The organism is Streptomyces sp. NPDC021093 (genome assembly GCF_044333135.1).
Taxonomy (GTDB): domain Bacteria; phylum Actinomycetota; class Actinomycetes; order Streptomycetales; family Streptomycetaceae; genus Streptomyces.
Window position 1 is genome coordinate 131,024 of record NZ_JBIRQJ010000016.1, and the last position, 23,084, is coordinate 154,107.

Consider the following 23,084-nt stretch of genomic DNA (forward strand, 5'->3'; position numbering starts at 1 on the left):
TCCATGCCCAGCCGCCTGTTCACCTCCGAATCGGTCACCGAGGGCCACCCCGACAAGATCGCCGACCAGATCAGCGACACCCTGCTCGACGCCATGCTGGCCCAGGACCCCACCTCCCGGGTCGCCGTGGAAACCCTGATCACCACGGGTCAGGTGCACGTGGCGGGCGAGGTGACGACCAACGCCTACGTCCCCGTGGCCGCCCTGGTCCGCGAGAAGCTGCTGTCCATCGGCTACGACTCGTCCATGAAGGGCTTCGACGGCGCGTCCTGCGGCGTCTCGGTGTCCATCGGGGCGCAGTCGCCGAACATCGCCCAGGGTGTGGACAGCGCGTACGAGCAACGGGTCGAGGGGGCCGCCGCAGATACCGAAGGGGCCGACCTGGACCGGCAGGGCGCGGGCGACCAGGGCCTGATGTTCGGCTACGCCACGGACGAGACCCCGGAACTCATGCCGCTGCCGATCTCCCTGGCGCACCGGCTGGCGCGGCGGCTCACCGAGGTCCGCAAGAACGGGACGGTCCCGTACCTGCGCCCGGACGGCAAGACCCAGGTGACCATCGAGTACCGGGACGGCGGCCGGGCCCCGCGCCTGGACACGGTCGTGGTCTCCACGCAGCACGCGTCCGACGTCGAGCTGGACGGCCAACTCGCCCCCGACGTACGCACCCTGGTCGTCGAGGCGGAGCTCGCCACGCTCGCCGAGGAGGGCATCAAGCTGGAGACGGAGGGCTACCGGCTGCTCGTCAACCCGACCGGCCGCTTCGAGATCGGCGGCCCGATGGGCGACGCCGGCCTCACCGGCCGCAAGATCATCATCGACACGTACGGCGGCATGGCCCGGCACGGCGGCGGCGCCTTCTCGGGCAAGGACCCGTCCAAGGTGGACCGCTCGGCGGCGTACGCCACCCGCTGGGCGGCCAAGAACGTCGTCGCGGCGGGGCTCGCCGCGCGCTGCGAGATCCAGGTCGCGTACGCGATCGGCAAGGCGCAGCCGGTCGGCCTGTTCATCGAGACCTTCGGTACGGAGACGGTGCCCCCGGCGACGATCGAGCGGGCCGTCTCGGAGGTCTTCGACCTGCGACCGGCGGCGATCATCCGTGATCTGGACCTGCTGCGCCCGATCTACGCGCAGACCGCCGCGTACGGCCACTTCGGCCGGGAACTGCCGGACTTCACCTGGGAGCGCACCGACCGCGTCGAGGCACTGCGCACGGCCGCCGGCCTCTGACCCGCTTCCCCGCGCCCCTCTTCCCCCCCCCGCCCCGCTCGCCCGTGTCCCACTCCCCCGTACCCCGTTCCCCACGCCACGCCCCGCCCCGCCCCCTCGCATCCTGTAACTCACGCACCTCGCGTGCACCCCCGCTGAAGGAGCAGTCCTGTGCGCATCGCCGTGACCGGCTCGATCGCCACCGACCACCTGATGACCTATCCGGGCCGATTCGTCGACCAGTTGCTCCCGGACCAACTGGACCGGGTCTCCCTGTCGTTCCTCGCCGACGACCTGGAGGTACGGCGCGGTGGCGTGGCGGCCAACATCGCCTTCGGTCTGGGGGCGCTGGGCCTCACGCCGCTGCTGGTCGCGGCGGCCGGGGCCGACTTCGCCGAGTACGACGAGTGGCTGCGGGCGCACGGGGTGGACACCGGCCCGGTACGGATCAGCGCCACCCGGCACACCGCGCGCTTCGTGTGCACCACCGACGCCGACCAGAACCAGCTCGCCACGTTCTACTCGGGGGCGATGTCCGAGGCCCGCGAGATCGAACTCGCCACCGCGCTGGCCCCGCTGGCCGACATCGACCTGGTGGTGATCGCTCCCAACGACCCGGAGGCCATGCTGCGGCACACCAAGGAGTGCCGCGGTCTGGGCCTGCCCTTCGCGGCCGACCCCTCGCAGCAGCTGGCCCGGCTCTCCGGGTCCCAGGCCCGCTCCCTGGTGGACGGCGCGCGCTACCTGTTCACCAACGAGTACGAGGCGTCCCTGCTGCTGCGCCTCACCGAATGGTCCCGCGCCGAGGTGCTGGACCGGGTCGGCACCTGGATCACCACCCACGGCGCGGACGGGGTGACCCTGGAACGCGCGGACGCTCCCCAGGAGCACGTACCGGCCGTGCCCACCACCACGGAGGCCGATCCGACGGGCGTGGGCGACGCCTTCCGGGCGGGCTTCCTGGCCGGGATCGCCCGGGAATGGCCGGCCGCCAGGGCCGCCGGCCTGGGCTGCGTACTGGCCACGGCGGCGCTGGAGACGGTCGGCACCCAGCACTACGACGCGTCGGCGGCGCAGCGCGCCCTGCTGGCTCCGGCACCGGCCGGGACGGTCTGACGGCTGGCGGCTGGCGACTGGCGACTGACGGCTGACGGCTGACGGCTGACGGCTTCGGGCGGGGTCCGTTCCACCGGGCGGACCCCGCCCGTACGTCTGCCCTGCCGAGGTTCGGTCCTGCTGAGGTTCAGTCCTGCCCAGGCCCCGGCCCCGGCCGGTCGACCTGGACGAGCGCCGCCACTCCCGCTCGGCTCAGCCGGAGCTCAGCCCGAGGTGACCGGCAGGACGTCCGGTGACAGCACCCCGGCCCGCGCCGACGCGCTCGTCGCCCGCCTGCGGTGATGGCGTCGGCACAGTACCTCGTACCCCACAGCCTCCGCGGGATGGTTCACGTCCCCCACCACGACCTGCTCGCCCTCGACCACCATCTGGCCGCCCACCGTCCGCGCATTGTGCGTGGCCCGCGCCCCGCACCAGCACATCGCCTCGACCTGCAACGTCTCCAGCCGGTCCGCCAGCTCGATCAGCCGCTGCGAGCCCGGGAACAGCCGGGTCCTGAAGTCCGTCGTGATACCGAACGCGAACACGTCCAGGTCCAGGTCGTCCACGATCCGCGCCAACTGGTCGATCTGGTCCGGCGCCAGGAACTGCGCCTCGTCCACGATCACGTAGTCGACCTTGCCGCCCCGCGACACCTGGTCCACCACGTACCCGTACAGGTCCCGGCCAGGACCCGCCTCCACCGCCTCCGTGACCAGACCGAGCCGCGACGAGAGCTTGCCCTCACCCGCCCGGTCGTCACGCGTGAAGATCACGCCCTGGAGACCGCGCGCCGACCGGTTGTGGCCGATCTGGAGCGCCAGTGTGCTCTTCCCGCAGTCCATCGTTCCAGAGAAGAACACCAGCTCGGACATGAGGAGTTGAGCCTTTCGGGCAGTGAAGTGCGGGGGGAGTTCGTGCGGGCCTGCGGAATTGCGTACGTGCGGGATTGCGTTCTTGCGGGGTTACGGGATTGCGGTGTTACGAGCGTACTTCGAGGAGCGGAACGTGCTGCTCCACGGAAGTCATCGAGCCGTGCATACCGACCATCGAGGACTCGCCCGGCTCGTTGCGCGAGGCGGTGATCACCACGTCGGCGTGGGCGGCGGCGACGACGTCGCCGATCCGGCCGAGCACCCGCTCGTCGACGCGCGGGCCGAACCAGCCCGCCGCGATCGCCTCGTCCCGGCTCGCCACCCAGAACTGCTCGCCGAGCACTTCGCGCCAGACCGTCAGCACGTCGGAGGCCGCACCGGGGACGGCGTAGATGTGCCGGGCACGGCCCTCGCCGCCCAACAGGGCGACACCCGCTCCCAGTTCCCAGTCCTCGTCGAAGTCGATGCGCGACTCCTCGTCGAAGGGGATGTCGATCATGCCGTGGTCGGCGGTGATGTACAGGGCGCTGCGCGGCGGGAGTTGTTCCGCGAGGCGCTGCGCGAGCCGGTCGACGTGCATCAGCTGGCCGCGCCAGGAGTCGGAGTCCACGCCGAAGCGGTGACCCTGGCCGTCGACCTCGCTGTAGTACGTGTAGACCAGCGATCGGTCCCCGGCGGCCAGGTGGCGGGCCGCGAGGTCCATCCGGTCCTCACCGGTGAGGCGGCCCTGGAAGGTGCCGCCGCTCAGCGCGATCTTGGTGAGGGGGGTGTGCTGGAAGTCGGGGGACGAGACCTGTGCGGTGTGCACGCCCGCCGCGTCCGCGAGCTGGAAGACCGTGGGGTACGGCTGCCAGACGTGCGGGTCGGTCCAGGGGCGCCAACGCAGCTGGTTCATCAGCGCGTTGGTGTCCGGGTCGCGGACCGTGTAGCCGGTGAGGCCGTGCGTGCCCGGCGTCAGTCCCGTACCGACGGAGGCGAGCGAGGTCGCGGTGGTGGCGGGGAAACCGGCGGTCAGCGGGCGTCCGGTGCCACCGCGCGAGGTGGCGAGGAGGGAGTGGAGGTACGGGGCCTCGTCCGGGTGCGCCTTGATCTGCTCCCAGCCGAGACCGTCGATCAGGAACACGCAGTTCCGGTCGGCCGGGGTCAACTCGCCGATGGAGGCGGCCATTCCGGGTACTTCCATGCCTGCCGCCAGGGTCGGCAGCAGGTCCGCGAGGGAGCCGGAGCCGTACTCCGGGACCGGGGCGGTGTCGAGCGCGAGGGGGACGGGGTCCTGCCAGGCGGCGGGCAGCGCCATCAGCGGACCGAGGAGCCGGTCGCGGCCGTGGCCTCGGACAGCGCCTGTGCGAAGACGAGGGTCTGCTTCACGGTGTCCGGGCCGTCGCCGGCCTCGCTGACCCGCAGGCTGAGGTCGTCGGCGGTGGAGCTGCCGGTGTAGCCGTGGTCGGCGTCGCAGTTGGGGTCGCCGCAGGCGGCGGGCTCCAGGTCGAGCCGGGCGACGGCGCCCCAGCCGATGGTCAGGACGACCTCGCGCGGCAGCGTGCCCGGAACGTACTTCTCCGGATTGGCGACGACGCGGCTCACGACGACCGAGGAGATCCGGCCGATCTTCACGGACTCGGTGGAGGTGGTGGCGTACGGCGTCGGGGAGCTGGTGTCCGCGTTCTGCTCGTCGGTGTGGCTGACGATGAAGCGGGTGCCGGTGAGGACCAGGACGGTGACGTGGCGGCGGACCTCGTTCGAGTCGAACGTGGTCTCCTGGTGCACCAGGTACGACGAGACGGGCTCCGCGCCGACAGCGGCCTCCACCGCTTCGGCCACAAGAGCCGGGTAGTAGCCGCTGCGCTCGATCGCTGCCCGCAGCCCCTGGGTCGTCGTACCGGTCTTCGCCATGCCATCCATCCTACGGGGCCCGGGAGGCCGGATGTCCCTTGAGCCGGGGGCGGGCCGTGGGGGCTCAGTAGCTCGGGAGGCGGCGGGGGCCGAGGTCGTTCCGCACGGCGGGGGGCGCGAGGCGGACGGTGGCGCCCAGGACGGACAGTCCGTCGGGGGCGGCGACCACGGGTTCGAGGGCGACACCGACCACCTCGGGGTGGTCGTCGACCAGTCGGGAGACGCGCAGCAGCAGTTCCTCCAGGGCGGCGGTGTCCACGGGCGCGGAGCCCCGCCAGCCGAAGAGGAGCGGGGCGGTCCTGATCGCCCGGATCAGCTCGGCGGCGTCCCGGTCGGTGGCCGGAACGAGCCGGTGCGCGGTGTCCCCGAGCAGCTCGGACGCCGCTCCGGCCAGGCCGAACGACAGCACGGCGCCCGCGGCCGGGTCGATGCTCGCCCGTACGACGGTGTCCACGCCGCGCGGCGCCATGGCCTGCACGACGGGGAGCAGCTCCTCCGGTTTGCCGAGGGCGTCGGTCAGCTCGCCGTACGCCCGCCGCAGGTCGTCCTCGTCGGCCAGGTCGAGGCGTACGCCGCCGAGGTCGGGGCGGTGGCGGAGATGCGGGGCGGTGGTCTTGAGGGCGACCGGGTAGCCGAGGCGTCCGGCCGCCGCGACGGCCGCGTCCGGGGTGGGCGCGGGCAGCGCGTCGCGCACGGCGATCCCGTACCGGCCGAGCAACTCCCTTGCGGCGCCGGGACCGAGCGGCAGGCCGCGCGGGTCGGCGTCCTCGGCGAGGAGCGCTTCGATCTGCGCGGCGGCGCCGCTCTCGTCGATGTCCTCGTACTCGGGCACCCGCCCCGGCTCGGCGGCCTCCCGCCGCCACTGCGCATAGCGGAACGCCTCGGCGAGGGCCCGGACGGCACGCTCGGCTGCGGGATAGGCGGGGATGCGGCGGGGGGTGGGGGGCTCGGCGGTGAGGGACGCGGGGGCGGGGGCCCCGGGCCCGGGGGCGGGGGCGGGGGCGGGGGCGGTGGGCGCCTTGGGGGACGGGGCAGGGGTGGCCCCTGAGGCGGCCGGGGTCTGCGGGGGTGCTGCTCCCGGTGTTCCCGGCGGGGTCTGCGGCATCAGGGCGGGCTGCGAGGCGGCCGGGGCGGGAGCGGGCTGCCGGTCCGCCGGGGCGGGAGCGGGCTGCCGGTCCGCCAGGGCCGTGGTTCTGCCCGGTGCCGTGCTCGTCGCCGCCGCCAGGGCCTCGGCCAGTTCGCCCATCTCCACGTGGACCACCGCCACCGGCTTCGCCGGAGACGCCGCCACCGCCTCGCGCAGGGCCGCCGCCAGTACCTCGCCGTCACCGGACTCCGTCGTTCCGCCCTCGCCGACCCAGGGGATCGCCGTGACGACGACCGCGTCGCACGCCGGGTTCGCGAGCGCAGCCGACAGGGCCGTGCGGAAGTCCGCCGGTGTGGCGCCCGTCGTGAGGTCGTGCGGCGGCAGCGGACGCAGCCCTTCCGCGAGACAGGCGTCGTACGTGAGGAGGCCGAGCGACTCGGAGTTGCCGAGGATCGCGGTGCGCGGGCCGCGCGGCAGGGGCTGGCCGGTCAGCATCAGCCCCGCGTCGACGAGTTCGGTGACGGTGTCGACCCGTACGACCCCCGCCTGCCGGAACAGCGCCGACACCGTGGCATCCGGAATGCGCGCCACCGGTACCGCGTGCCCCGGCGGCGTACTCCCGCTGTGGCGGGCGCCCTTGACGACCACGACCGGCTTCACGGCGGCGGTGCGGCGGGCCAGCCGCGTGAACTTCCGCGGGTTGCCGATGGATTCGAGGTACAGGAGGACGGCGTCCGTTTCCGGGTCCTCGTAGCAGTACTGGAGGAAGTCGTTCCCCGAGACGTCAGCACGGTTTCCGGCGGAGATGAAGGCGGAGACGCCCGCGCCGCGCCGGTCAAGACCGGAGAGCAGCGCGATGCCGATGGCGCCGGACTGGGCGAACAGGCCGATCCGGCCGCGCGCCGGAGACCGGGGGGCGAGGGACGCGTTGAGTCGTACGTGATCGGAGGTGTTGATGATGCCGAAGGCGTTGGGGCCGATGATCCGCATCCCGTACGAACGCGCCTGCCGGACCAGCTCCCGCTGCCGCTCCCGCCCTTCGGCCCCGCTCTCCGCGTATCCGGCGGCCAGGACCACGAGCCCCTGGACGCCGCTCTCGCCGCAGTCGGCGACGACTTCCGGAACCTTCTCCGCCGGTACGACGACGACCGCGAGGTCGACGCCCTCCCCGATCTCGGCGACGGAGCGGTGCGCGGGAACGCCGTCCAGCTCGGTGACGTCCGGGGGAAGGGCCGCGTTCACCGCGTACGCACGACCGGTGAATCCGGCGGCGAGCAGGTTGCGCAGGACGGTACGGCCGACGGACTGCGCGGAGCGCCCGGCGCCGACGACCACGACGGACCCCGGCGACAGCAGCCGCTGCACGGAGCGGGCCTCGGCGCGGTGCTCGCGGGCGCGCTGCACGGCGAGGGAGCGGTCGGTGGGCTCCAGGTCGAACTCCAGGTGCACGACACCGTCTTCGAAGGAGCGCTTCTGCTGGTAGCCCGCATCCGTGAAGACCTTGATCATCTTGGAGTTGGCGGGCAGCACCTCGGCGACGAAGCGCCGGATGCCGCGTTCGCGGGCGACGGCTCCGATGTGTTCGAGGAGGGCGGAGGCGACGCCGCGTCCCTGGTGGGCGTCCTGGACGAGGAAGGCGACCTCGGCCTGGTCGGCGTCGGGGCCCGAGGCGGGCAGTCCGGCGGCGTTGATGCGGTCGTAGCGGACGGTGGCGATGAACTCGCCGCCGACGGTGACCGCGAGGCCGACCCGGTCGACGTAGTCGTGGTGGGTGAAGCGGTGCACGTCCTTGGCGGACAGCCGGGGGTAGGGAGCGAAGAAGCGGTAGTACTTCGACTCGTCGGAGACCTGCTCGTAGAAGCTGACGAGGCGGTCGGCGTCCTCGGTGGTGATGGGCCGGATGCGTGCGGTGCCGCCGTCGCGGAGCACGACGTCGGCCTCCCAGTGGTCGGGGTACACGTGATGCGCGTCGTCCACAGCCTTGGCCATGGGGGCAGCCTACGACTCGCGGCCGCTCGGAGGGCGGGGCAGTCTGGTCCTGTCCGGCGGGGCTTGTGCCGGGACTTGTGGCGGGGCTTGCGCCGGGGCTTCCGTCGGGACTTCCGCCGGGACTTCCGCCGGGCAGAGCAGCCTGCACCACGTGAGAGACTGGTCTAGACAACCAATAAGCACATGAAGGGCAACACCATGGTTGAGCGCCGCGTCACCGTCGGCTGGGCCGAGGGCCTGCACGCCCGCCCCGCCTCCATCTTCGTCCGCGCCGTCACGGCCACCGGCGTCCCCGTCACCATCGCCAAGGCGGGCGGCAACCCGGTCAACGCCGCGTCGATGCTGGCGCTGCTGGGTCTGGGTGCGCAGGGCGGCGAGGAGATCGTGCTCGCGTCCGAGGCGGAGAGTGCGGACGCGGCTCTGGACCGTCTCGCGAAGCTGGTCGCCGAGGGCCTGGACGAGCTCCCCGAGACCGTCTGACCTTCCGAGAGCCCATGAGGCCGCACCCATAGGGTCGCGCCCATAAGGGCGAATTCTCGCGCGGAAGCCGTGGCATCCCGAATTCGGGGGCCGCGGCTTCCGTCGTTTCCTGATCCCGAGAATTCAGTTCACCAAGAACGCCTCAGGGCGCCAGGAACACCGGTGAATTTGCGTCCGTCCGGGGCTCTTTTCCGCTACGACTTGTATACGGCCCGCGTGTTAATTCCGGCCGCCCGTCATGTTGACTGCTTGTTGCGGAATCCTCATGCGGTGCGCGGCCACCGCCCGCTCCGCGTGCCGTGCGGTCAGCGCCCTGGCCCGGTCCGCGTCGCGCCTGGTCACCGCGTCGACTATCGCGCCGTGCTCGGCCCACGTCTCGGCGGGCCTGGCCGGCCGCTCCACCACGTACATCCAGGCGATCTTGTGCTTGAGCTGGGCCAGCAGGGTGATCAGGCCGGGGCTGCCGGACGCCTGGGCCAGGGTCTCGTGGAACCAGCCGGTGAGAGAGGTCAGATCCTCGCCATCGGCCCGCCCGGCCCGGTCCTGCCCCAGCCTGACGAGCCCGCGGAGCACCTTGAGGTGCGCCTCCGTCCGCCGAACGGCCGCACGCGCCGCACCGAGCGGCTCCAGGAGCGTACGCATCTCCAGGAGGTCGGCGGCCTCCTGCGCGGTCGGCTCGGCGACGCAGGCGCCCGCGTGCCGGCGGGTGGTGACGAAGCCCTCGGCCTGCAGGGTGCGCAGCGCCTCGCGGACCGGGACGCGCGAGACGCCGTACCGGCGGGCCAGCAGCTCTTCCGTGAGCCGGCTGCCGCGCGGCAGAGCTCCGGACACGATGTCGTCGCGAATCGCCGTACACACCGAATGCGCGGGAATGCGCATGCCCGGACCTCCGTCTGCCCGCCGAATCCTTCTCTCAACTCTATTGCAACGCGGCGGAATTACCGAAGAAAATCCTGAACTCTGGCCTGAACTCCAGCCTGAACTCCGGGGAGAGCGCACACAGAAATGCCCCGGCTCGTGGAGAGCCGGGGCATTCCCGAACAGCAGGTACGGCGACGCGTGCAGCAGCAGGTGCGGCAGCCGCGGGTGCGGTCAGACGCCGACGCCGTGGCCGCGCAGGTACGCGACCGGGTCGATGTCCGAGCCGTACTCGGAGGAGGTGCGGGCCTCGAAGTGCAGGTGCGGGCCCGTGGAGTTGCCCGTGGAGCCGGAGAGGCCTATCTGCTCGCCGGACATGACGGACTGGCCGACGGAGACACCGATCGAGGAGAGGTGGCCGTACTGGGTGTACGAGCCGTCGTTCATCCTGATCACGATGTTGTTGCCGTACGCCCCGCCCCAGCCGGCCTCGACGACCGTGCCGGCACCGACGGCGACGACGGAGCTGCCCGACGAGGCGTGGAAGTCGACGCCGGAGTGGCTGCCGGAGGACCACAGCGCGCCACCGGACTTGTAGCTGGTGCTGACGTACGAGTCCGCGACCGGCAGCCGGAAGGCGTTGAGGCGCTTGCGCTCGGCCTCGCGGGCGGCACGCTCGCGCTCCTCGCGCTCCTTCTTCGCCTTGGCCTCGGCCTTGCGCTTGACCTCCGCCTTGCGGGCCTCTTCGGCCTTCCGCTCGGCCTCGGCCTTGTCGTACGCCTGCTTCTGGGCGGTGGCCTGTGCCTCGACCTGGGCGGTGAGGGTCTCCGTCACGGTGTTCTCCATGACGACGGCGCGGATGGTGCCGGTGTCCTCGGCCGACAGGTCGTGCTCGGCGGCGATGGCCTGCGGGGCCAGCGTTCCGATGACACCGGTCGTGGTGAGGGCGGCGACTCCGGCGATGTTGGCGCTCTTGCGCGACAGCACGGAGGGACGCCGGTGCTTCCCGGCGGCACGGGTGAACGCCATGAAGTGGCTGTTTCCTTTCCTTCCTTCTCGCCTACCGGGTTAGCTGACGGGTTCGGAGCAGGAAGGTCTCCTACGGGCCCCACCGGCCCGTGAAGGGCGATGGCGTCCGATTCACCCCAGGGACTGAGTGGGTCCCCGGCTCCCCAGGCTCGCGCCTGACGGGGACTCGGCGATGACTGCCCGGTGCCGCGGTTGCGGCGCACTCTGACGGACAGCCGGACCGACGCTAAGCGGCACTTCTTTCAATCGCCAAACAGACAGCCCTTTTTGTAACGGAGCCCACACGGCAGACAGGCAACCTCTCCAATAAATCGGACATAAGGGAGGACCCCGACGACTCGGGAGTCATCGGGGTCCTTCTTGTCATGCTTTGTGCCGGTCGTACGAACGGCCTTGTGCGGCCCTCCGACCGGTCAGCCGGTGACGACCGTGACCTCACCGATGTTCAGCGCCCGTACGGGCTCCGCGATCTGCGAGGCGTCGCCGACCAGGATCGTGACCAGCTTGTCCACCGGGAACGCGTTCACGACGGCCGCCGTGGCCTCCACCGTGCCGGTGGTGGCGAGCCGGGCGTACAGCTGGGCCTGGAAGTCGTCGGGCAGGTGCTGCTCGACCTGGTCGGCCAGCGTGCCCGCGACGGCGGACGCCGTCTCGTACTTGAGCGGGGCGACCCCGACCAGGTTCTGCACGGCGACGTCGCGCTCGGCGTCGGTGAGGCCCTCGGCCGCGAGCGTCCGCAGGACCTTCCAGAGGTCGTCCAGGGCGGGCCCGGTCGACTCGGTGTCCACGGAGCCGCTGATGGCCAGCATGGCGGCGCCGCTGCCGTCCGCGGCGGAGCGCATCACCTGGCCGAAGGCGCGCACGCCGTAGGTGTAGCCCTTCTCCTCGCGCAGGACGCGGTCCAGGCGCGAGGTGAGGGTGCCGCCGAGGCAGTACGTGCCGAGAACCTGGGCGGGCCAGACGCGGTCGTGCCGGTCCGGGCCGATGCGGCCGATCAGCAGCTGGGTCTGGACGGCACCCGGGCGGTCGACGATGACCACGCGGCCGGTGTCGTCGGCGGTGATCGGCGGGACCGGGCGCGGCGCGGCGGTGTTGCCCGTCCACTCCCCCAGGGTGTCGGCCAGGACGGCGTCCAGGTCGATGCCGGTGAGGTCGCCGACGACGACGGCCGTGGAGGTGGCCGGGCGGACGTGCGCCTCGTAGAAGGCGCGCACGGCGGCCGAGTCGATGGCCTTGACCGTCTCCTCGGTGCCCTGGCGGGGGCGCGACATGCGCAAGGAGGCCGGGAAGAGCTCCTTGGAGAGCTGCTTGGCGGCCCGCCGGGACGGGTTGGCCGCCTCGTGCGGGATCTCGTCGAGCCGGTTGCGCACGAGACGGTCGATCTCGCCGTCCGCGAACGCGGGCGCGCGCAGGGCGTCGGCGAGCAGGCCGAGCGCCTTGGGCAGCCGGGAGACCGGCACTTCGAGGGAGACCCGGATGCCGGGGTGGTCGGCGTACGCGTCGAGGGTGGCGCCGCAGCGCTCCAGCTCGGCGGCGAACTCCTCCGCCGAGTGCTTGTCGGTGCCCTCGGTGAAGGCGCGCGACATGATCGTGGCCACGCCGTCCAGGCCCTGGGGCTCGGCCTCAAGAGGTGCCGCGAGGTTGACCTCGACGGCCACCAGCTTCTGGCCGGGGCGGTCGCAGCGCAGCACGACCAGCCCGTTGGGCAGGGCGCCGCGCTCGGGGGCCGGGAAGGCCCACGGGGTGGCGGGGCCCGCCTGCGGCTGCGGGTGGAACTGCATCTCGCTGGTCACGGCTGCGGCCTTGCCGGTGGTGGCTGCGGTCTCCGTCACTGGTCCGCCCCTTCCTGCTGCTCCTGCTGGACTTCCTGTACGACGTCGGCGTGCGCGGCGTCGGCGGGCTCGACCGGCTCGGACTCGGCCGCGGCCGCGAGCGGCTCGTACACCAGGACCGCGCGGTTGTCCGGGCGCAGGCACGCCTTCGCGACGGCCTGCACCTCATCGGCCGTCACGTCCAGCACGCGCTGCACGGCGGTCAGGGCGAGCAGCGGGTCGCCGAACAGCACGGCGTACCTGCAGAGTTCGTCGGCGCGGCCGGCGACCGTGCCGAGCCGGTCCAGCCACTCGCGCTCCAACTGGGCCTGGGCGCGCTCCATCTCCTCGGCCGTCGGGCCCTCGGCGGCGAACCGCGCGAGCTCCTCGTCGACGGCCGCCTCGATCTGCGGAACCTCGACGCCGCCCGACGTCTTGACGTCCAGCCAGCCGAGCGAGGGCGCACCGGCCAGGCGCAGCAGGCCGAATCCGGCCGTCACCGCCGTCTGGTCGCGTCGTACGAGCCGGTTGTGCAGGCGGGAGGACTCGCCGCCGCCGAGCACGGTGAGCGCCAGGTCCGCGGCGTCCGCCTCGCGCGTGCCGTCGTGGGGCAGCCGGTAGGCGGCCATCAGCGCACGCGCCGGGACCTCCTCCTCGACGACCTCGCGCAGCTCGCCGCCGATGACGTCGGGCAGCGAGCCGTCGCGCGGCGGCTGCTTGCCGTCGTGCGAGGGGATCGAGCCGAAGTACTTCTCGACCCAGGCCAGGGTGGCCTCGGGGTCGATGTCGCCGACGACCGACAGCACCGCGTTGTTGGGCGCGTAGTACGTACGGAAGAAGGCGCGGGCGTCTTCCAGCGTCGCGGCGTCCAGGTCGGCCATCGAGCCGATCGGGGTGTGGTGATAGGGGTGGCCCTCGGGGTACATGAGGGCGGTGAGCTTCTCGAAAGCGGTGCCGTAGGGCACGTTGTCGTACCGCTGGCGGCGCTCGTTCTTGACGACGTCGCGCTGGTTCTCCATGGACTCGTCGTCGAGCGCGGTGAGCAGCGAGCCCATCCGGTCGGCTTCCAGCCACAGCGCCAGCTCCAGCTGGTGCGCGGGCATCGTCTCGAAGTAGTTGGTGCGCTCGAAGCTGGTGGTGCCGTTGAGCGAACCGCCCGCGCCCTGCACCAGCTCGAAGTGACCGTTGCCGTGCACCTGGGCGGATCCCTGGAACATCAGGTGCTCGAAGAGGTGCGCCAGGCCCGTACGGCCCTTGACCTCGTGGCGCGAGCCGACGTCGTACCAGAGGCAGACCGCGGCGACCGGGGTCAGGTGGTCCTCGGAGAGGATCACCCGCAGACCGTTCGCAAGCCGGTGCTCGGTCGCTGTCAGGCCGCCGGAGCCGGCCTGCGCTGTGGCCGTGTGACCCATGGGCATGTACGTCCCTTCGATCGCGTATGAGACAAGTCCTGCAAGTAAGTCCTGCCACTGTATGCAAGCGCAGTGACAGTCCGCGAAGTTCCCGTTTCCCGCAGTCTTCTCGAAGACGCCTTCGCGGCCGCTCCGAAACCCGCTACGGACGGGTCGAGGTCGGCGTTGTCAGTGCGGCGGTCCACAATGGTCCGCGTCAGCACCCCCGCCTCCCGCACCACCGATCCCCACAACCACCCTTTGAACAGTGAGAAGGAGCCGCAGCGCGATGGCCCGCCGCAGCACGAAGACCCCGCAGCCTGACGAGGCGTTCGAGGAGAAGATCCTCGACGTCGACGTCGTCGACGAGATGCAGGGCTCCTTCCTTGAGTACGCCTACTCGGTGATCTACTCGCGCGCCCTGCCGGACGCGCGGGACGGCCTGAAGCCGGTGCACCGCCGCATCGTCTACCAGATGAACGAGATGGGCCTGCGCCCCGACCGGGGGTACGTCAAGTGCGCCCGCGTCGTCGGCGAGGTGATGGGCAAGCTGCACCCGCACGGCGACGCGTCGATCTACGACGCGCTGGTCCGCATGGCACAGCCGTTCTCCATGCGGCTGCCGCTGGTCGACGGCCACGGCAACTTCGGCTCGCTGGGCAACGACGACCCGCCGGCCGCGATGCGTTACACCGAGTGCAAGATGGCCGACGCGACGTCGCTGATGACGGAGTCGATCGACGAGAACACGGTCGACTTCAACCCGAACTACGACGGCAAGGAGCGCGAGCCCGTCGCACTGCCGGCCGCGTACCCGAACCTGCTGGTCAACGGCGCCACCGGCATCGCGGTCGGCATGGCCACCAACATGCCCCCGCACAACCTCGGCGAGGTCGTGGCCGCCGCCCGCCACCTGATCAAGCACCCGGGCGCCGACCTCGAAACGCTGATGCGCTTCGTGCCGGGCCCCGACCTGCCGACCGGCGGCCGGATCGTCGGTCTGACCGGCATCAAGGACGCGTACGAGAAGGGCCGCGGCAGCTTCAAGATCCGCGCCACGGTCTCCGTGGAGAACGTGACGGCGCGCCGCAAGGGCCTGGTCGTCACCGAACTCCCCTTCACGGTCGGCCCGGAGAAGGTGATCGCGAAGATCAAGGACCTGGTCGGCGCGAAGAAGATCCAGGGCATCGCGGACGTCAAGGACCTCACCGACCGCTCGCACGGCCTGCGCCTGGTCGTCGAGATCAAGAACGGCTTCGTGCCGGAGGCCGTCCTGGAGCAGCTCTACAAGCTGACCCCGATGGAGGAGTCCTTCGGCATCAACAACGTCGCCCTGGTCGACGGCCAGCCCCTCACCCTGGGCCTCAAGGAGCTCCTGGAGGTCTACCTCGACCACCGCTTCGAGGTCGTACGGCGACGGAGCGAGTTCCGCCGCACCAAGCGCCGGGACCGGCTGCACCTGGTCGAGGGCCTGCTCGTCGCGCTCATCGACATCGACGAGGTCATCCGCCTCATCCGCTCCAGCGAGAACTCGGCGCAGGCCAAGGAGCGCCTGATCGAGCGCTTCGGCCTCTCGGAGATCCAGACCCAGTACATCCTGGACACCCCGCTGCGCCGCCTCACCAAGTTCGACCGCATCGAGCTGGAGTCGGAGCGCGACCGGCTCAACGGCGAGATCGACGAGCTGACCGGGATCCTGGAGTCCGACACGGAGCTGCGCAAGCTGGTGTCGGCCGAACTCGCCGCCGTGGCGAAGAAGTTCGGCACCGAGCGCCGCACGGTGCTGCTCGAATCGGGCGCCTCGGCCGTCGCAGCCGTCCCGCTCGAAGTCCCGGACGACCCCTGCCGCGTCCTCCTCTCCTCGACCGGCCTGCTCGCCCGTACACCCAACGGCGAGCCCCTCGCCCTGGACGACGCGCGCCGCACCAAGCACGACGTGATCGTCTCGGCCGTCCCCTCGACGGCGCGCGGCGACATCGGCGCGGTGACGTCCGCGGGACGCCTGCTCCGCCTGGCGGTCATCGACCTGCCCCAGCTCCCGGACACGGCCTCCGCACCCAACCTCTCCGGCGGGGCCCCGGTATCGGAGTTCCTGTCCCTCGAAGCCGACGAGACCCTGATCTGCCTCACCACCCTCGACGAGTCCTCCCCCGGCCTCGCGATCGGCACGGAGCAGGGCGTGGTGAAGCGCGTGGTCCCCGACTACCCCTCCAACAAGGACGAGCTGGAGGTCATCTCCCTCAAGGACGGCGACCGCATCGTCGGCGCGCGGGAACTGCGTACGGGCGAGGAAGACCTCGTCTTCATCACGGACGACGCCCAACTCCTGCGCTACCAGGCCTCACAGGTACGCCCGCAGGGCCGCCCGGCGGGCGGCATGGCCGGCATCAAGCTGGGCGCCGGCGCCAAGGTGATCGCCTTCTCCGCGGTGGACCCGGCGGCGGACGCGGTGGTCTTCACGGTGGCCGGCTCGAAGGGCACGCTGGTCGGCGACGCCGAATCCTCGGCCAAACTCACCCCGTTCGACCAGTACCCGCGCAAGGGCCGGGCCACGGGCGGCGTCCGCTGCCAGCGGTTCCTGCGCGGCGAGGACGTCCTGATGCTGGCATGGGCGGGGGCGGCCCCGGCCCGTGCGGCACAGAAGAACGGCGCCCCGGCAGACCTCCCGGCCCCGGACCCGCGCCGCGACGGCTCGGGCACCCCGCTGACACAGCCGGTGGCATCACTGGCGGGCCCGGTGTAGCCGGAGCCGATCCCAACGGACCGGGACAGGGGGGCACGGACAACTGAAGCCGCGCCCCCATCCCGGCCAACAGCGACACGAACGAACCCCAGGAACGCCCCCGGCCAGACGACACGGACGCACACGGTCCGGGCTCAGGCGGTCCGGGCGACGCCCCGGACGCACACGGTCCGGGCCCTGGCGGCCCGGACACACACGGTCCGGGCCCTGGCGGTCCGGGCCCTGGCGGTCCGGGCCCTGGCGGTCCGGGCCCTGGCGGTCCGGGCCCTGGCGGTCCGGGCCCTGGCGGTCCGGGCTCAGGCGGTCCGGGCTCAGGCGGTCCGGGCTCCCGGCCCTGCGGTCCGGTCGCGCCTCGGACCTTCCCCGTTGCGCCTCAGCCCTCCCCCGGCCGCTCCGCGCCCTCCGCGTCCTCCGGGTCCTCGGTGCCTTCCGCTTCCGCCGGATCCTCTGCGTCCGGATCCTCCGCGTCCAGCTGCTGTACGTACCGCAGGACACCCCACATGGCACGCTCGCCCGGGGTGTCCTGCTCCGAACCGGGACCGGCTTCACGTTCCCCGTCCGCATCCACCGTCACACCCGCCACGCCCTGCGCCACGCACGCCGCCAACTCGGCGTGCAGCGCCGCCCCGTCCGTACCGGACCCGATGAGCACCAGCTGTGTCAGCCGCTCCTCGTCACTCCCCCACGGCTCCGGGTAGAACCGCAGGAACCTGCCCACCGCGTGCACCGCGTACCGGTTCCGCGCGTCGGCGGCGCCGAAGTCGACGTACCCCTTGATCCGGTAGAGCCCCTCGGGCCGTCCGTCGAGGAAGCGCATCAGCCGCTGCGGATCCATCGGTGCGGCAGACACGAATTCCACGCTCGCGTACGCCGCGTGCAGGTGCGCGCCGTGTTCTTCCTCGCCCTCGCCACGGCCCTCGATCTCCGCCCGCAGGTCCTCGAAGCTCAACTGCCAGCCGTCCGCGCGGTGTTGCGCCTCGGACCGACGGTCGAAGAGCACCTCCGGGTCGATCCGTCCGTACTCCGCGGCGATCACGGTCCCGCTGCCGAGCCCGCTCAGCTCGTCCCGCAGTCGTACGAGATCGCTCTCCCCCACCCGGTCGGCCTTGTTGAGCACCACCAGATCGGCGATCGCCAGATGCCGCGCGATCTCCGGGTGCCGCTGCCGCGTCGCCCCGAACTCGGCCGCGTCCACGACCTCCACCAGACCTCCGTACACCACGTGCGGGTTCTCGCTGGCGAGCAGCATCTTCACCAGCTCCTGCGGTTCGGCCAGCCCGCTCGCCTCGATGACGATCACGTCCATGCCCGCCCCGGGCTCCGCGAGCTTCTCCAGATACGCGTCCAGCTCACTCGCGTCCACGGCACAGCACAGGCACCCGTTTCCGAGCGAAACGGTCGAATCCCCGAGTTGCCCGGCCACCGCCATGGCGTCGATTTCGATCGCCCCGAAGTCATTGACGATCGCCCCGATCCGGGTGCCGCGACTCCGCTTGAGCAGATGATTGAGCAGGGTTGTCTTCCCCGATCCCAGGAATCCTGCGAGGACGACGACCGGAATCTGTTGCCTGGACATCCCCCGATCGTAAAGGAACCCGACTTCGGGCTGCCGGGCGGTGCGTGGTTGTCGGCGGCGCACACCGGGCACATATTCGGCATGGCGTTCGCGAAGGGGGCGCGCGTTTCCTTCTGTGCGCCGCTTCTCCGCCTCCCGCCGGTCAGAGCCGCTCGGCACTCTGGGAGACGGTGAATGCAGTCGACCGCCGCACGTCCGTCCCCTCCCACCGCTCGGCCGGAGGACCGCACGGACGCGCCGGTGATTCGGGGGTGGGGAATGGGCATACAGGAATGCCGTCAGCGGGGTGCGACGGTCTGGGTCGCGGGGGCCGCCTTCGCCGTCCTGCTCGTCCAGCGGAGGCACCTGCAGCGTCGTACCGATCTCGCGGACAAGCACCGGCTCCAGTTCGACCTGCTCTGCAAAGCGATGGACGACCCGGAACTGGCCGAAGTCCTGGACACGTACGACGAGGAGATTCCGCCGGGCAAGCAGCGGCAGTTCCTGCTCGCCAATGCCCTTTACGGCAATCTTCTGCACGCCTACCGGCTCGGCACCACGAGCAGAGCCGAGACGCTCGGACATCTGCGCGGCATTTGCCAGAGCAGGATTTTCCGTGACTACTGGGACGCCACGCGCCACCACCGGGAGACCCTGCCGGGCAATTCCCAAGAGAGGCGGCTCGCGGTGCTGGTGGACGAGATCGTTGCCACCGCCAGCGAGGAACGTGACAACTGGTGGGTCATCTGACCGACCCCGCATCGTCCAGATTGCTGAAATTCCGGCTGAGTTCCGCAGGGAAGCGGAACCTCGGGCACGCATGTCCGCTTATGCCGGGGGTTAACCCCTTCCGCCACACCGTAAGAAATGGGCCCCCCGTTGAACATTGTGCGCAGGGTCGGCGTACCCCCCCGTGAGCGTGGAAGCATGTCCGGCCAGACCTGCCCGGACATCTTCGAGCTGACCGACGGGAACTTCGCCGTCATCGGCACCGACGTCACCGACACGCTCGACGGGGCCCTCCCCGTTGACGCGGGACGCGCCGACTACGAGCGGATCGTCGTCATCACCCGTGAAACCCTGATCAGGGCGAAGGCGGACATCCCGGACGCGTAGGGCCTGTCCGGCACGACGGCCGGCGGGGGAAGGACCGCGCTCTCCCGCGCCCGGCCCCTCCCCCGCCCCCGGAGGCACCGGCCGGCCCGTCCGCCCCTGCGTCTACCGTTCGTACCCATGCGCATCACCTGGCCGCAGCGTGTCGTCTCCCAGTTCCTGCTGATGCAGCTGGCGATCGCCACCGGCGTCACCGTTCTCGCCACCGGGCTCTTCCTCGCCCCGCTCGGCGCCCAGCTCGACGATCAGGCGATGCGGCGGGCGCTGGCCATCGCCCAGACCACCGCGTCGCCCCGCACCGCCGACATGCTGCTCGGCTCCCCCGCCGAGCCCGGCGGCCCCGTGCAGGCGGAGGCCGAGCGGATCCGGCGGGCGACCGGCGCCGAGTACGTCGTGATCATGGACCGGCGCGGAGTCCGCTGGTCGCACACGGCGACCGCGCAGATCGGCCGGTTCGTCTCCACCGATCCGAGCGACGCCCTCGCGGGGCGCGAGGTGATGGAGATCGACAGCGGTACGCTCGGCCGCTCCGCCCGCGGCAAGGTCCCGCTGCGCGATCTGCGCGGCCGGATCGTCGGGGCCGTCTCGGTCGGGATCGAGTACGACACGGTGCGCGGACGGCTGCTCGCGGCCATCCCCGGCCTCCTCGCCTACGCGGGCGGAGCGCTCGCGATGGGCGCCCTCGCCGCGTACCTCATCTCCCGCAGGCTCCAGCGGCAGGTCCACGACCTGGCCTTCTCCGACATCGCGGCGCTGCTCACGGAACGCGAGGCGATGCTGCACGGCATCCGGGAGGGCGTCGTGGCGCTCGACTCCGGGGGCAGGGTGCGGCTGATCAACGACGAGGCCCAGCGACTGCTCGGGGTGGGCGGCGAGGCCACCGGCCGCCCGCTGGACGAGGTGCTGGGCGCGGGGCGCACCGCCGACGTGCTGGCGGGCCGGGTGTCGGGCGAGGACCTGCTGACCGTACGGGGGCCGCGGGTGCTGGTCGCCAACCGGATGCCGACGGACGACGGCGGCGCGGTGGCGACCCTGCGCGACCGCACCGAGCTGGAGCGTCTTGGCCGGGAGCTCGACTCGACCCGCGGTCTGATCGACGCCCTGCGCGCCCAGGACCACGAGCACGCGAACCGTCTGCACACCCTCCTGGGCCTGCTTGAGCTGGAGCTGTACGAGGAGGCCGCCGAGTTCGTGACGGAGGTGGCCGGGGTGCACCGGGCCACGGCCGAGCAGTTCACCGAGCGCGTTCACGACCCGCTGCTGGCCGCGCTGCTGGTCGGGAAGGCGACGGTCGCGGCGGAGCGCGCGGTGGTGCTGCGCCCGGCGGACGGGACGCTGCTGCCCGACCGGCTGGTGGATCCGCGCGGGCTGGTGACGGTGGTCGGCAATCTGGTGGACAACGCGCTGGACGCCGCGGCCGGTTCGCCGGGTGCGTTCGTCGAGGTCGCGCTGCACGCGCGGGGGCGGGAGGTCGTACTGCGGGTGACGGACAGCGGCTGCGGGGTGCCGCCCGCACAACGGGAGCTGATCTTCACGGAGGGCTGGTCGACGAAGCCGCTGCCCGCGCACGGCAAGCGCGGACTCGGCCTGGCGATGGTACGGAGGCTGGCCGAGCGGCACGGCGGGAGCGCGTACGTGGGGGAAGCGCCGGGCGGAGGCGCCGAGTTCACGGTCGTACTGCCGGAGTCGCTGACGGAACCGGACACTTCCGGCCCGTCCGGCGCTTGAGAACGCGCGGCCGAAAGCCTGGCACGGAGCGCGCCCGAAGCCTGGCACGGGGCGCGTCCGAAAGCCTGGCACAGGGCGTGTCCGAATGCCTGGCACGGGGCGCGGCCCCGGACACTGGAGAATCCCCCTCACACCGCCCCCGCCCCTGTGAGCGACCTCACCTCCGTCTCCGCGTGCCTTGCCTCGTCCGGCGGCTCGGACGAGGTGACGGTGCCCAGCCAGCCCGCCAGGAAGCCCAGCGGAATCGAGACCAGGCCCGGGTTCTGCAGCGGGAAGAGCTGGAAGTCGGCGCCGGGGAAGAGCGATTCGGGGCTGCCGGAGACGACCGGTGAGAGCAGCACCAGCAGCACGGCGGGGACCAGTCCGCCGTAGACCGACCAGACGGCTCCGCGCGTCGTGAAGCCGCGCCAGAACAGCGAGTAGAGCAGCACCGGCAGGTTCGCGGAGGCCGCGACGGCGAAGGCCAGGCCCACCAGGAACGCCACGTTCAGGTCGCGGGCGAGCAGGCCGAGGGCGATGGCCACCACCCCGATGCCGCCCGCGGCGACCCGGGCGACCGCGACCTCGCTGTACTGCTTGGCGCGCTTGCTCCTGCTCCGCAGCGAGGCGTACAGGTCGTGGGCGACCGAGGCGGAGGAGGCCAGGGTGATGCCCGCGACCACGGCGAGGATGGTGGCGAAGGCGACCGCCGCGACCACGGCGAAGAGAACCGTTCCGCCTGTGGAACCGGCACCGCCGCCCAGGTCGTGCGCGAGCAGCGGAACCGCCGTGTTCCCCGCGGCGTTCGACGCCCGTACCCGGTCGGAGCCGAGGACGGCCGCCGCACCGAAGCCGAGCACGATGGTCATCAGGTAGAAGCTGCCGATGAGCCCGATCGACCAGACCACCGAGCGGCGGGCGGCCCGCGCGGTGGGCACGGTGTAGAAGCGCGACAGGATGTGCGGCAGGCCGGCCGTGCCGAGGACCAGGGCGAGACCGAGGCTGATGAAGTCGAGGCGCGCGGTCCAGTCCCCGCCGTACCTGAGGCCCGGTGCGAGGAAGTCCTTGCCGTGGCCGCTGCGGTCGGCGGCGGTGGTCAGCAGCTGGTTGAAGTCGCCGTGGAAGCGCACCAGGACGAGCACGGTGAGGGCGAGCGCACCGGCCATCAGCAGCACGGCCTTCACGATCTGGATCCAGGTGGTGGCCCGCATCCCTCCCAACGTCACGTAGATCACCATCAGCGCGCCCACGCCGATGACCGTCCAGGTCTGGGCGGCCCCGCTGCTGCCGCCGAGCAGCAGGCCGACGAGAGAACCCGCGCCGACCATCTGGGCCACCAGATAGAGAACGGACACGGTCACCGAGGAAGTTCCCGCAGCGATGCGCACGGGGCGCTCTCGCATCCGGGCGACGACCACGTCGGCGAGGGTGAACCGACCGCAGTTGCGGACCAGTTCGGCGACGAGGAACAGCACGACGAGCCAGGCCACCAGGAAGCCGACGGAGTAGAGCATGCCGTCGTACCCGTAGAGGGCGATGAGGCCGGAGATGCCGAGGAAGGAGGCGGCGGACATGTAGTCGCCGGCGATGGCGAAACCATTTTCCATGGGCGAGAACAGTCGGCCGCCGACGTAGAACTCCTCGGCCGAGCCGTGCCGGTTGCGGCTGACCCAGGTGGTGATCGCCAGGGTCGTCGCGACGAACGCACTGAACAGCAGCAGCGCCAGGGTCTGGTGTCCTTCGTTCACCGTCCGGGCCCTCCGGTCGGTCCGAGCGGGGCGGACGGCATGGACAGCCTGGTCAACTCCTGGGTGTCCCAGCGCAGTTCGAGCGCGGCACGGTCCCGGCGGAGCCTGGCGTGCCGGGCGTACGCCCAGGTCAGTACGAAGGTGGAGAGGAACTGCCCGAGCCCGGCGACCATCGCGACGTTGACCGCTCCGGCGACCGGGCGGGCCATCAGCTCGGGTGCGGCGGTCGCCGCGACGACATAGGCGACGTACCAGACGAGGAAGGCGAGGGTCGCGGGGACGACGAACCGCCGGTAGCGCCTGCGCACTTCCTGGAAAGCGGCGCTGTGCTGCACCTCCAGGTAGATGTCGGCCGCGCTCTGTTCGCGCTCCGGCGCGGCGGGCGCGGGAGGCGCCGTGTGCGCGGGGGCTCCCGTGCCGTCCAGTTCGCCCCAACCCGAGGCGAGCGCGTCATACCACGGGTCGTCGAACCGCATTGCTGCGGCGTCGCGCCCTTCGTGC

18 protein-coding genes and 1 riboswitch are annotated in these 23,084 nt (G+C 71.8%); of the genes, 7 read left to right on the forward strand and 11 right to left on the reverse strand.

The features are described 5' to 3' along the window. Positions 1-3: 3 nt before the first annotated feature. Complete coding sequence (metK, locus tag ACH4SP_RS38120; RefSeq protein WP_398422282.1) at positions 4-1,230, forward strand: methionine adenosyltransferase; 1,227 nt, start codon at positions 4-6, stop codon at positions 1,228-1,230. A gap of 150 nt (positions 1,231-1,380) precedes the next feature. Further along, positions 1,381-2,325 (forward strand): carbohydrate kinase family protein, encoded by a 945-nt coding sequence (locus ACH4SP_RS38125; protein WP_398422284.1) that lies wholly within the window; start codon positions 1,381-1,383, stop codon positions 2,323-2,325. 203 nt (positions 2,326-2,528) lie between these two features. Here ACH4SP_RS38125 and ACH4SP_RS38130 read toward each other — a convergent pair whose 3' ends face one another. The 4 genes from ACH4SP_RS38130 to ACH4SP_RS38145 form a co-directional block, all read right to left on the reverse strand. Continuing rightward, positions 2,529-3,179 carry a thymidine kinase gene (locus ACH4SP_RS38130; RefSeq protein ID WP_398422286.1) on the reverse strand — a complete coding sequence of 217 codons (651 nt, stop codon included), beginning with the start codon at positions 3,177-3,179 and terminating at the stop codon, positions 2,529-2,531. Between the two features lie 106 nt (positions 3,180-3,285). Beyond that, the gene (locus tag ACH4SP_RS38135; RefSeq protein ID WP_398422288.1) at positions 3,286-4,476 is read right to left on the reverse strand and encodes an alkaline phosphatase family protein; all 1,191 of its coding nucleotides are present in this window, start codon (positions 4,474-4,476) and stop codon (positions 3,286-3,288) included. Continuing rightward, positions 4,476-5,072, reverse strand: coding sequence for a DUF5998 family protein (locus ACH4SP_RS38140; protein WP_398422290.1), 597 nt, complete (start codon positions 5,070-5,072; stop codon positions 4,476-4,478). Before ACH4SP_RS38140 ends, ACH4SP_RS38135 begins: the two co-directional genes overlap by 1 nt. A 64-nt stretch (positions 5,073-5,136) precedes the next feature. Continuing rightward, complete coding sequence (locus ACH4SP_RS38145; RefSeq protein ID WP_398422292.1) at positions 5,137-8,148, reverse strand: GNAT family N-acetyltransferase; 3,012 nt, start codon at positions 8,146-8,148, stop codon at positions 5,137-5,139. 198 nt (positions 8,149-8,346) lie between these two features. Between ACH4SP_RS38145 and ACH4SP_RS38150 the strand changes: the two genes are divergently transcribed. Beyond that, positions 8,347-8,628 (forward strand): HPr family phosphocarrier protein, encoded by a 282-nt coding sequence (locus ACH4SP_RS38150; protein WP_398422442.1) that lies wholly within the window; start codon positions 8,347-8,349, stop codon positions 8,626-8,628. A gap of 219 nt (positions 8,629-8,847) precedes the next feature. On the opposite strand, the gene ACH4SP_RS38155 is transcribed toward ACH4SP_RS38150, so the two are convergent. From ACH4SP_RS38155 to ACH4SP_RS38170, 4 genes are all read right to left on the reverse strand, one after another. Then, a complete protein-coding gene (locus tag ACH4SP_RS38155; RefSeq protein ID WP_398422294.1) occupies positions 8,848-9,507 on the reverse strand; it encodes a GntR family transcriptional regulator in 660 nt (219 codons plus the stop codon). A 213-nt stretch (positions 9,508-9,720) separates the two neighbouring features. Next, positions 9,721-10,515 (reverse strand): M23 family metallopeptidase, encoded by a 795-nt coding sequence (locus ACH4SP_RS38160; RefSeq protein ID WP_398422296.1) that lies wholly within the window; start codon positions 10,513-10,515, stop codon positions 9,721-9,723. A gap of 13 nt (positions 10,516-10,528) precedes the next feature. Then, a riboswitch (cyclic di-AMP (ydaO/yuaA leader) is annotated at positions 10,529-10,697 on the reverse strand. A gap of 231 nt (positions 10,698-10,928) precedes the next feature. After that, positions 10,929-12,296, reverse strand: coding sequence for a M16 family metallopeptidase (locus tag ACH4SP_RS38165; protein ID WP_398422443.1), 1,368 nt, complete (start codon positions 12,294-12,296; stop codon positions 10,929-10,931). A gap of 47 nt (positions 12,297-12,343) precedes the next feature. Beyond that, positions 12,344-13,738 carry a M16 family metallopeptidase gene (locus ACH4SP_RS38170; RefSeq protein WP_398422445.1) on the reverse strand — a complete coding sequence of 465 codons (1,395 nt, stop codon included), beginning with the start codon at positions 13,736-13,738 and terminating at the stop codon, positions 12,344-12,346. Positions 13,739-14,006: 268 nt separating this feature from the next. Between ACH4SP_RS38170 and ACH4SP_RS38175 the strand changes: the two genes are divergently transcribed. Beyond that, positions 14,007-16,460: a DNA topoisomerase (ATP-hydrolyzing) subunit A gene (locus ACH4SP_RS38175; protein WP_398422298.1), complete on the forward strand. Its 2,454-nt coding sequence runs from the start codon at positions 14,007-14,009 to the stop codon at positions 16,458-16,460. 373 nt (positions 16,461-16,833) lie between these two features. Here ACH4SP_RS38175 and ACH4SP_RS38180 read toward each other — a convergent pair whose 3' ends face one another. Then, on the reverse strand, positions 16,834-18,036 hold the full coding sequence (locus ACH4SP_RS38180; RefSeq protein WP_398422300.1) for a CobW family GTP-binding protein: 1,203 nt from the start codon (positions 18,034-18,036) through the stop codon (positions 16,834-16,836). Positions 18,037-18,294: 258 nt separating this feature from the next. On the opposite strand from ACH4SP_RS38180, the gene ACH4SP_RS38185 reads away from it, so the two are divergent. The 3 genes from ACH4SP_RS38185 (at position 18,295) to ACH4SP_RS38195 (ending at position 20,856) form a co-directional block, all read left to right on the forward strand. Further along, a complete protein-coding gene (locus tag ACH4SP_RS38185) occupies positions 18,295-18,765 on the forward strand; it encodes a DUF6082 family protein (RefSeq protein WP_398422302.1) in 471 nt (156 codons plus the stop codon). A gap of 129 nt (positions 18,766-18,894) precedes the next feature. Continuing rightward, positions 18,895-19,131, forward strand: a complete 237-nt coding sequence (locus ACH4SP_RS38190; protein ID WP_398422304.1) for a hypothetical protein — start codon at positions 18,895-18,897, stop codon at positions 19,129-19,131. A gap of 117 nt (positions 19,132-19,248) precedes the next feature. After that, positions 19,249-20,856 carry an ATP-binding protein gene (locus ACH4SP_RS38195; RefSeq protein ID WP_398422306.1) on the forward strand — a complete coding sequence of 536 codons (1,608 nt, stop codon included), beginning with the start codon at positions 19,249-19,251 and terminating at the stop codon, positions 20,854-20,856. A gap of 128 nt (positions 20,857-20,984) precedes the next feature. Here the strand turns inward: ACH4SP_RS38195 and ACH4SP_RS38200 are convergent, their stop codons facing one another. Together ACH4SP_RS38200 and ACH4SP_RS38205 are read right to left on the reverse strand one after the other, a co-directional pair. Then, positions 20,985-22,583, reverse strand: coding sequence for a cation acetate symporter (locus ACH4SP_RS38200; RefSeq protein ID WP_398422308.1), 1,599 nt, complete (start codon positions 22,581-22,583; stop codon positions 20,985-20,987). Continuing rightward, positions 22,580-23,059: a DUF485 domain-containing protein gene (locus tag ACH4SP_RS38205; protein ID WP_398422447.1), complete on the reverse strand. Its 480-nt coding sequence runs from the start codon at positions 23,057-23,059 to the stop codon at positions 22,580-22,582. Before ACH4SP_RS38205 ends, ACH4SP_RS38200 begins: the two co-directional genes overlap by 4 nt. Between the last annotated feature and the right edge of the window lie 25 nt (positions 23,060-23,084).

Bases quoted from the DNA above. Each gene is read 5' to 3' on its own strand.
- ACH4SP_RS38160 (WP_398422296.1), bottom strand. From the start codon at position 10,515: ATGGCGTTCACCCGTGCCGCCGGGAAGCACCGGCGTCCCTCCGTGCTG.
- ACH4SP_RS38180 (WP_398422300.1), bottom strand. From the start codon at position 18,036: ATGTCCAGGCAACAGATTCCGGTCGTCGTCCTCGCAGGATTCCTGGGA.
- ACH4SP_RS38185 (WP_398422302.1), top strand. From the start codon at position 18,295: ATGGGCATACAGGAATGCCGTCAGCGGGGTGCGACGGTCTGGGTCGCG.
- ACH4SP_RS38150 (WP_398422442.1), top strand. From the start codon at position 8,347: ATGGTTGAGCGCCGCGTCACCGTCGGCTGGGCCGAGGGCCTGCACGCC.
- ACH4SP_RS38155 (WP_398422294.1), bottom strand. From the start codon at position 9,507: ATGCGCATTCCCGCGCATTCGGTGTGTACGGCGATTCGCGACGACATC.
- ACH4SP_RS38130 (WP_398422286.1), bottom strand. From the start codon at position 3,179: ATGTCCGAGCTGGTGTTCTTCTCTGGAACGATGGACTGCGGGAAGAGC.
- ACH4SP_RS38175 (WP_398422298.1), top strand. From the start codon at position 14,007: ATGGCCCGCCGCAGCACGAAGACCCCGCAGCCTGACGAGGCGTTCGAG.
- ACH4SP_RS38170 (WP_398422445.1), bottom strand. From the start codon at position 13,738: ATGGGTCACACGGCCACAGCGCAGGCCGGCTCCGGCGGCCTGACAGCG.
- ACH4SP_RS38135 (WP_398422288.1), bottom strand. From the start codon at position 4,476: ATGGCGCTGCCCGCCGCCTGGCAGGACCCCGTCCCCCTCGCGCTCGAC.
- ACH4SP_RS38205 (WP_398422447.1), bottom strand. From the start codon at position 23,059: ATGCGGTTCGACGACCCGTGGTATGACGCGCTCGCCTCGGGTTGGGGC.
- metK (WP_398422282.1), top strand. From the start codon at position 4: ATGCCCAGCCGCCTGTTCACCTCCGAATCGGTCACCGAGGGCCACCCC.
- ACH4SP_RS38195 (WP_398422306.1), top strand. From the start codon at position 19,249: ATGCGCATCACCTGGCCGCAGCGTGTCGTCTCCCAGTTCCTGCTGATG.
- ACH4SP_RS38165 (WP_398422443.1), bottom strand. From the start codon at position 12,296: ATGCAGTTCCACCCGCAGCCGCAGGCGGGCCCCGCCACCCCGTGGGCC.
- ACH4SP_RS38145 (WP_398422292.1), bottom strand. From the start codon at position 8,148: ATGGCCAAGGCTGTGGACGACGCGCATCACGTGTACCCCGACCACTGG.
- ACH4SP_RS38140 (WP_398422290.1), bottom strand. From the start codon at position 5,072: ATGGCGAAGACCGGTACGACGACCCAGGGGCTGCGGGCAGCGATCGAG.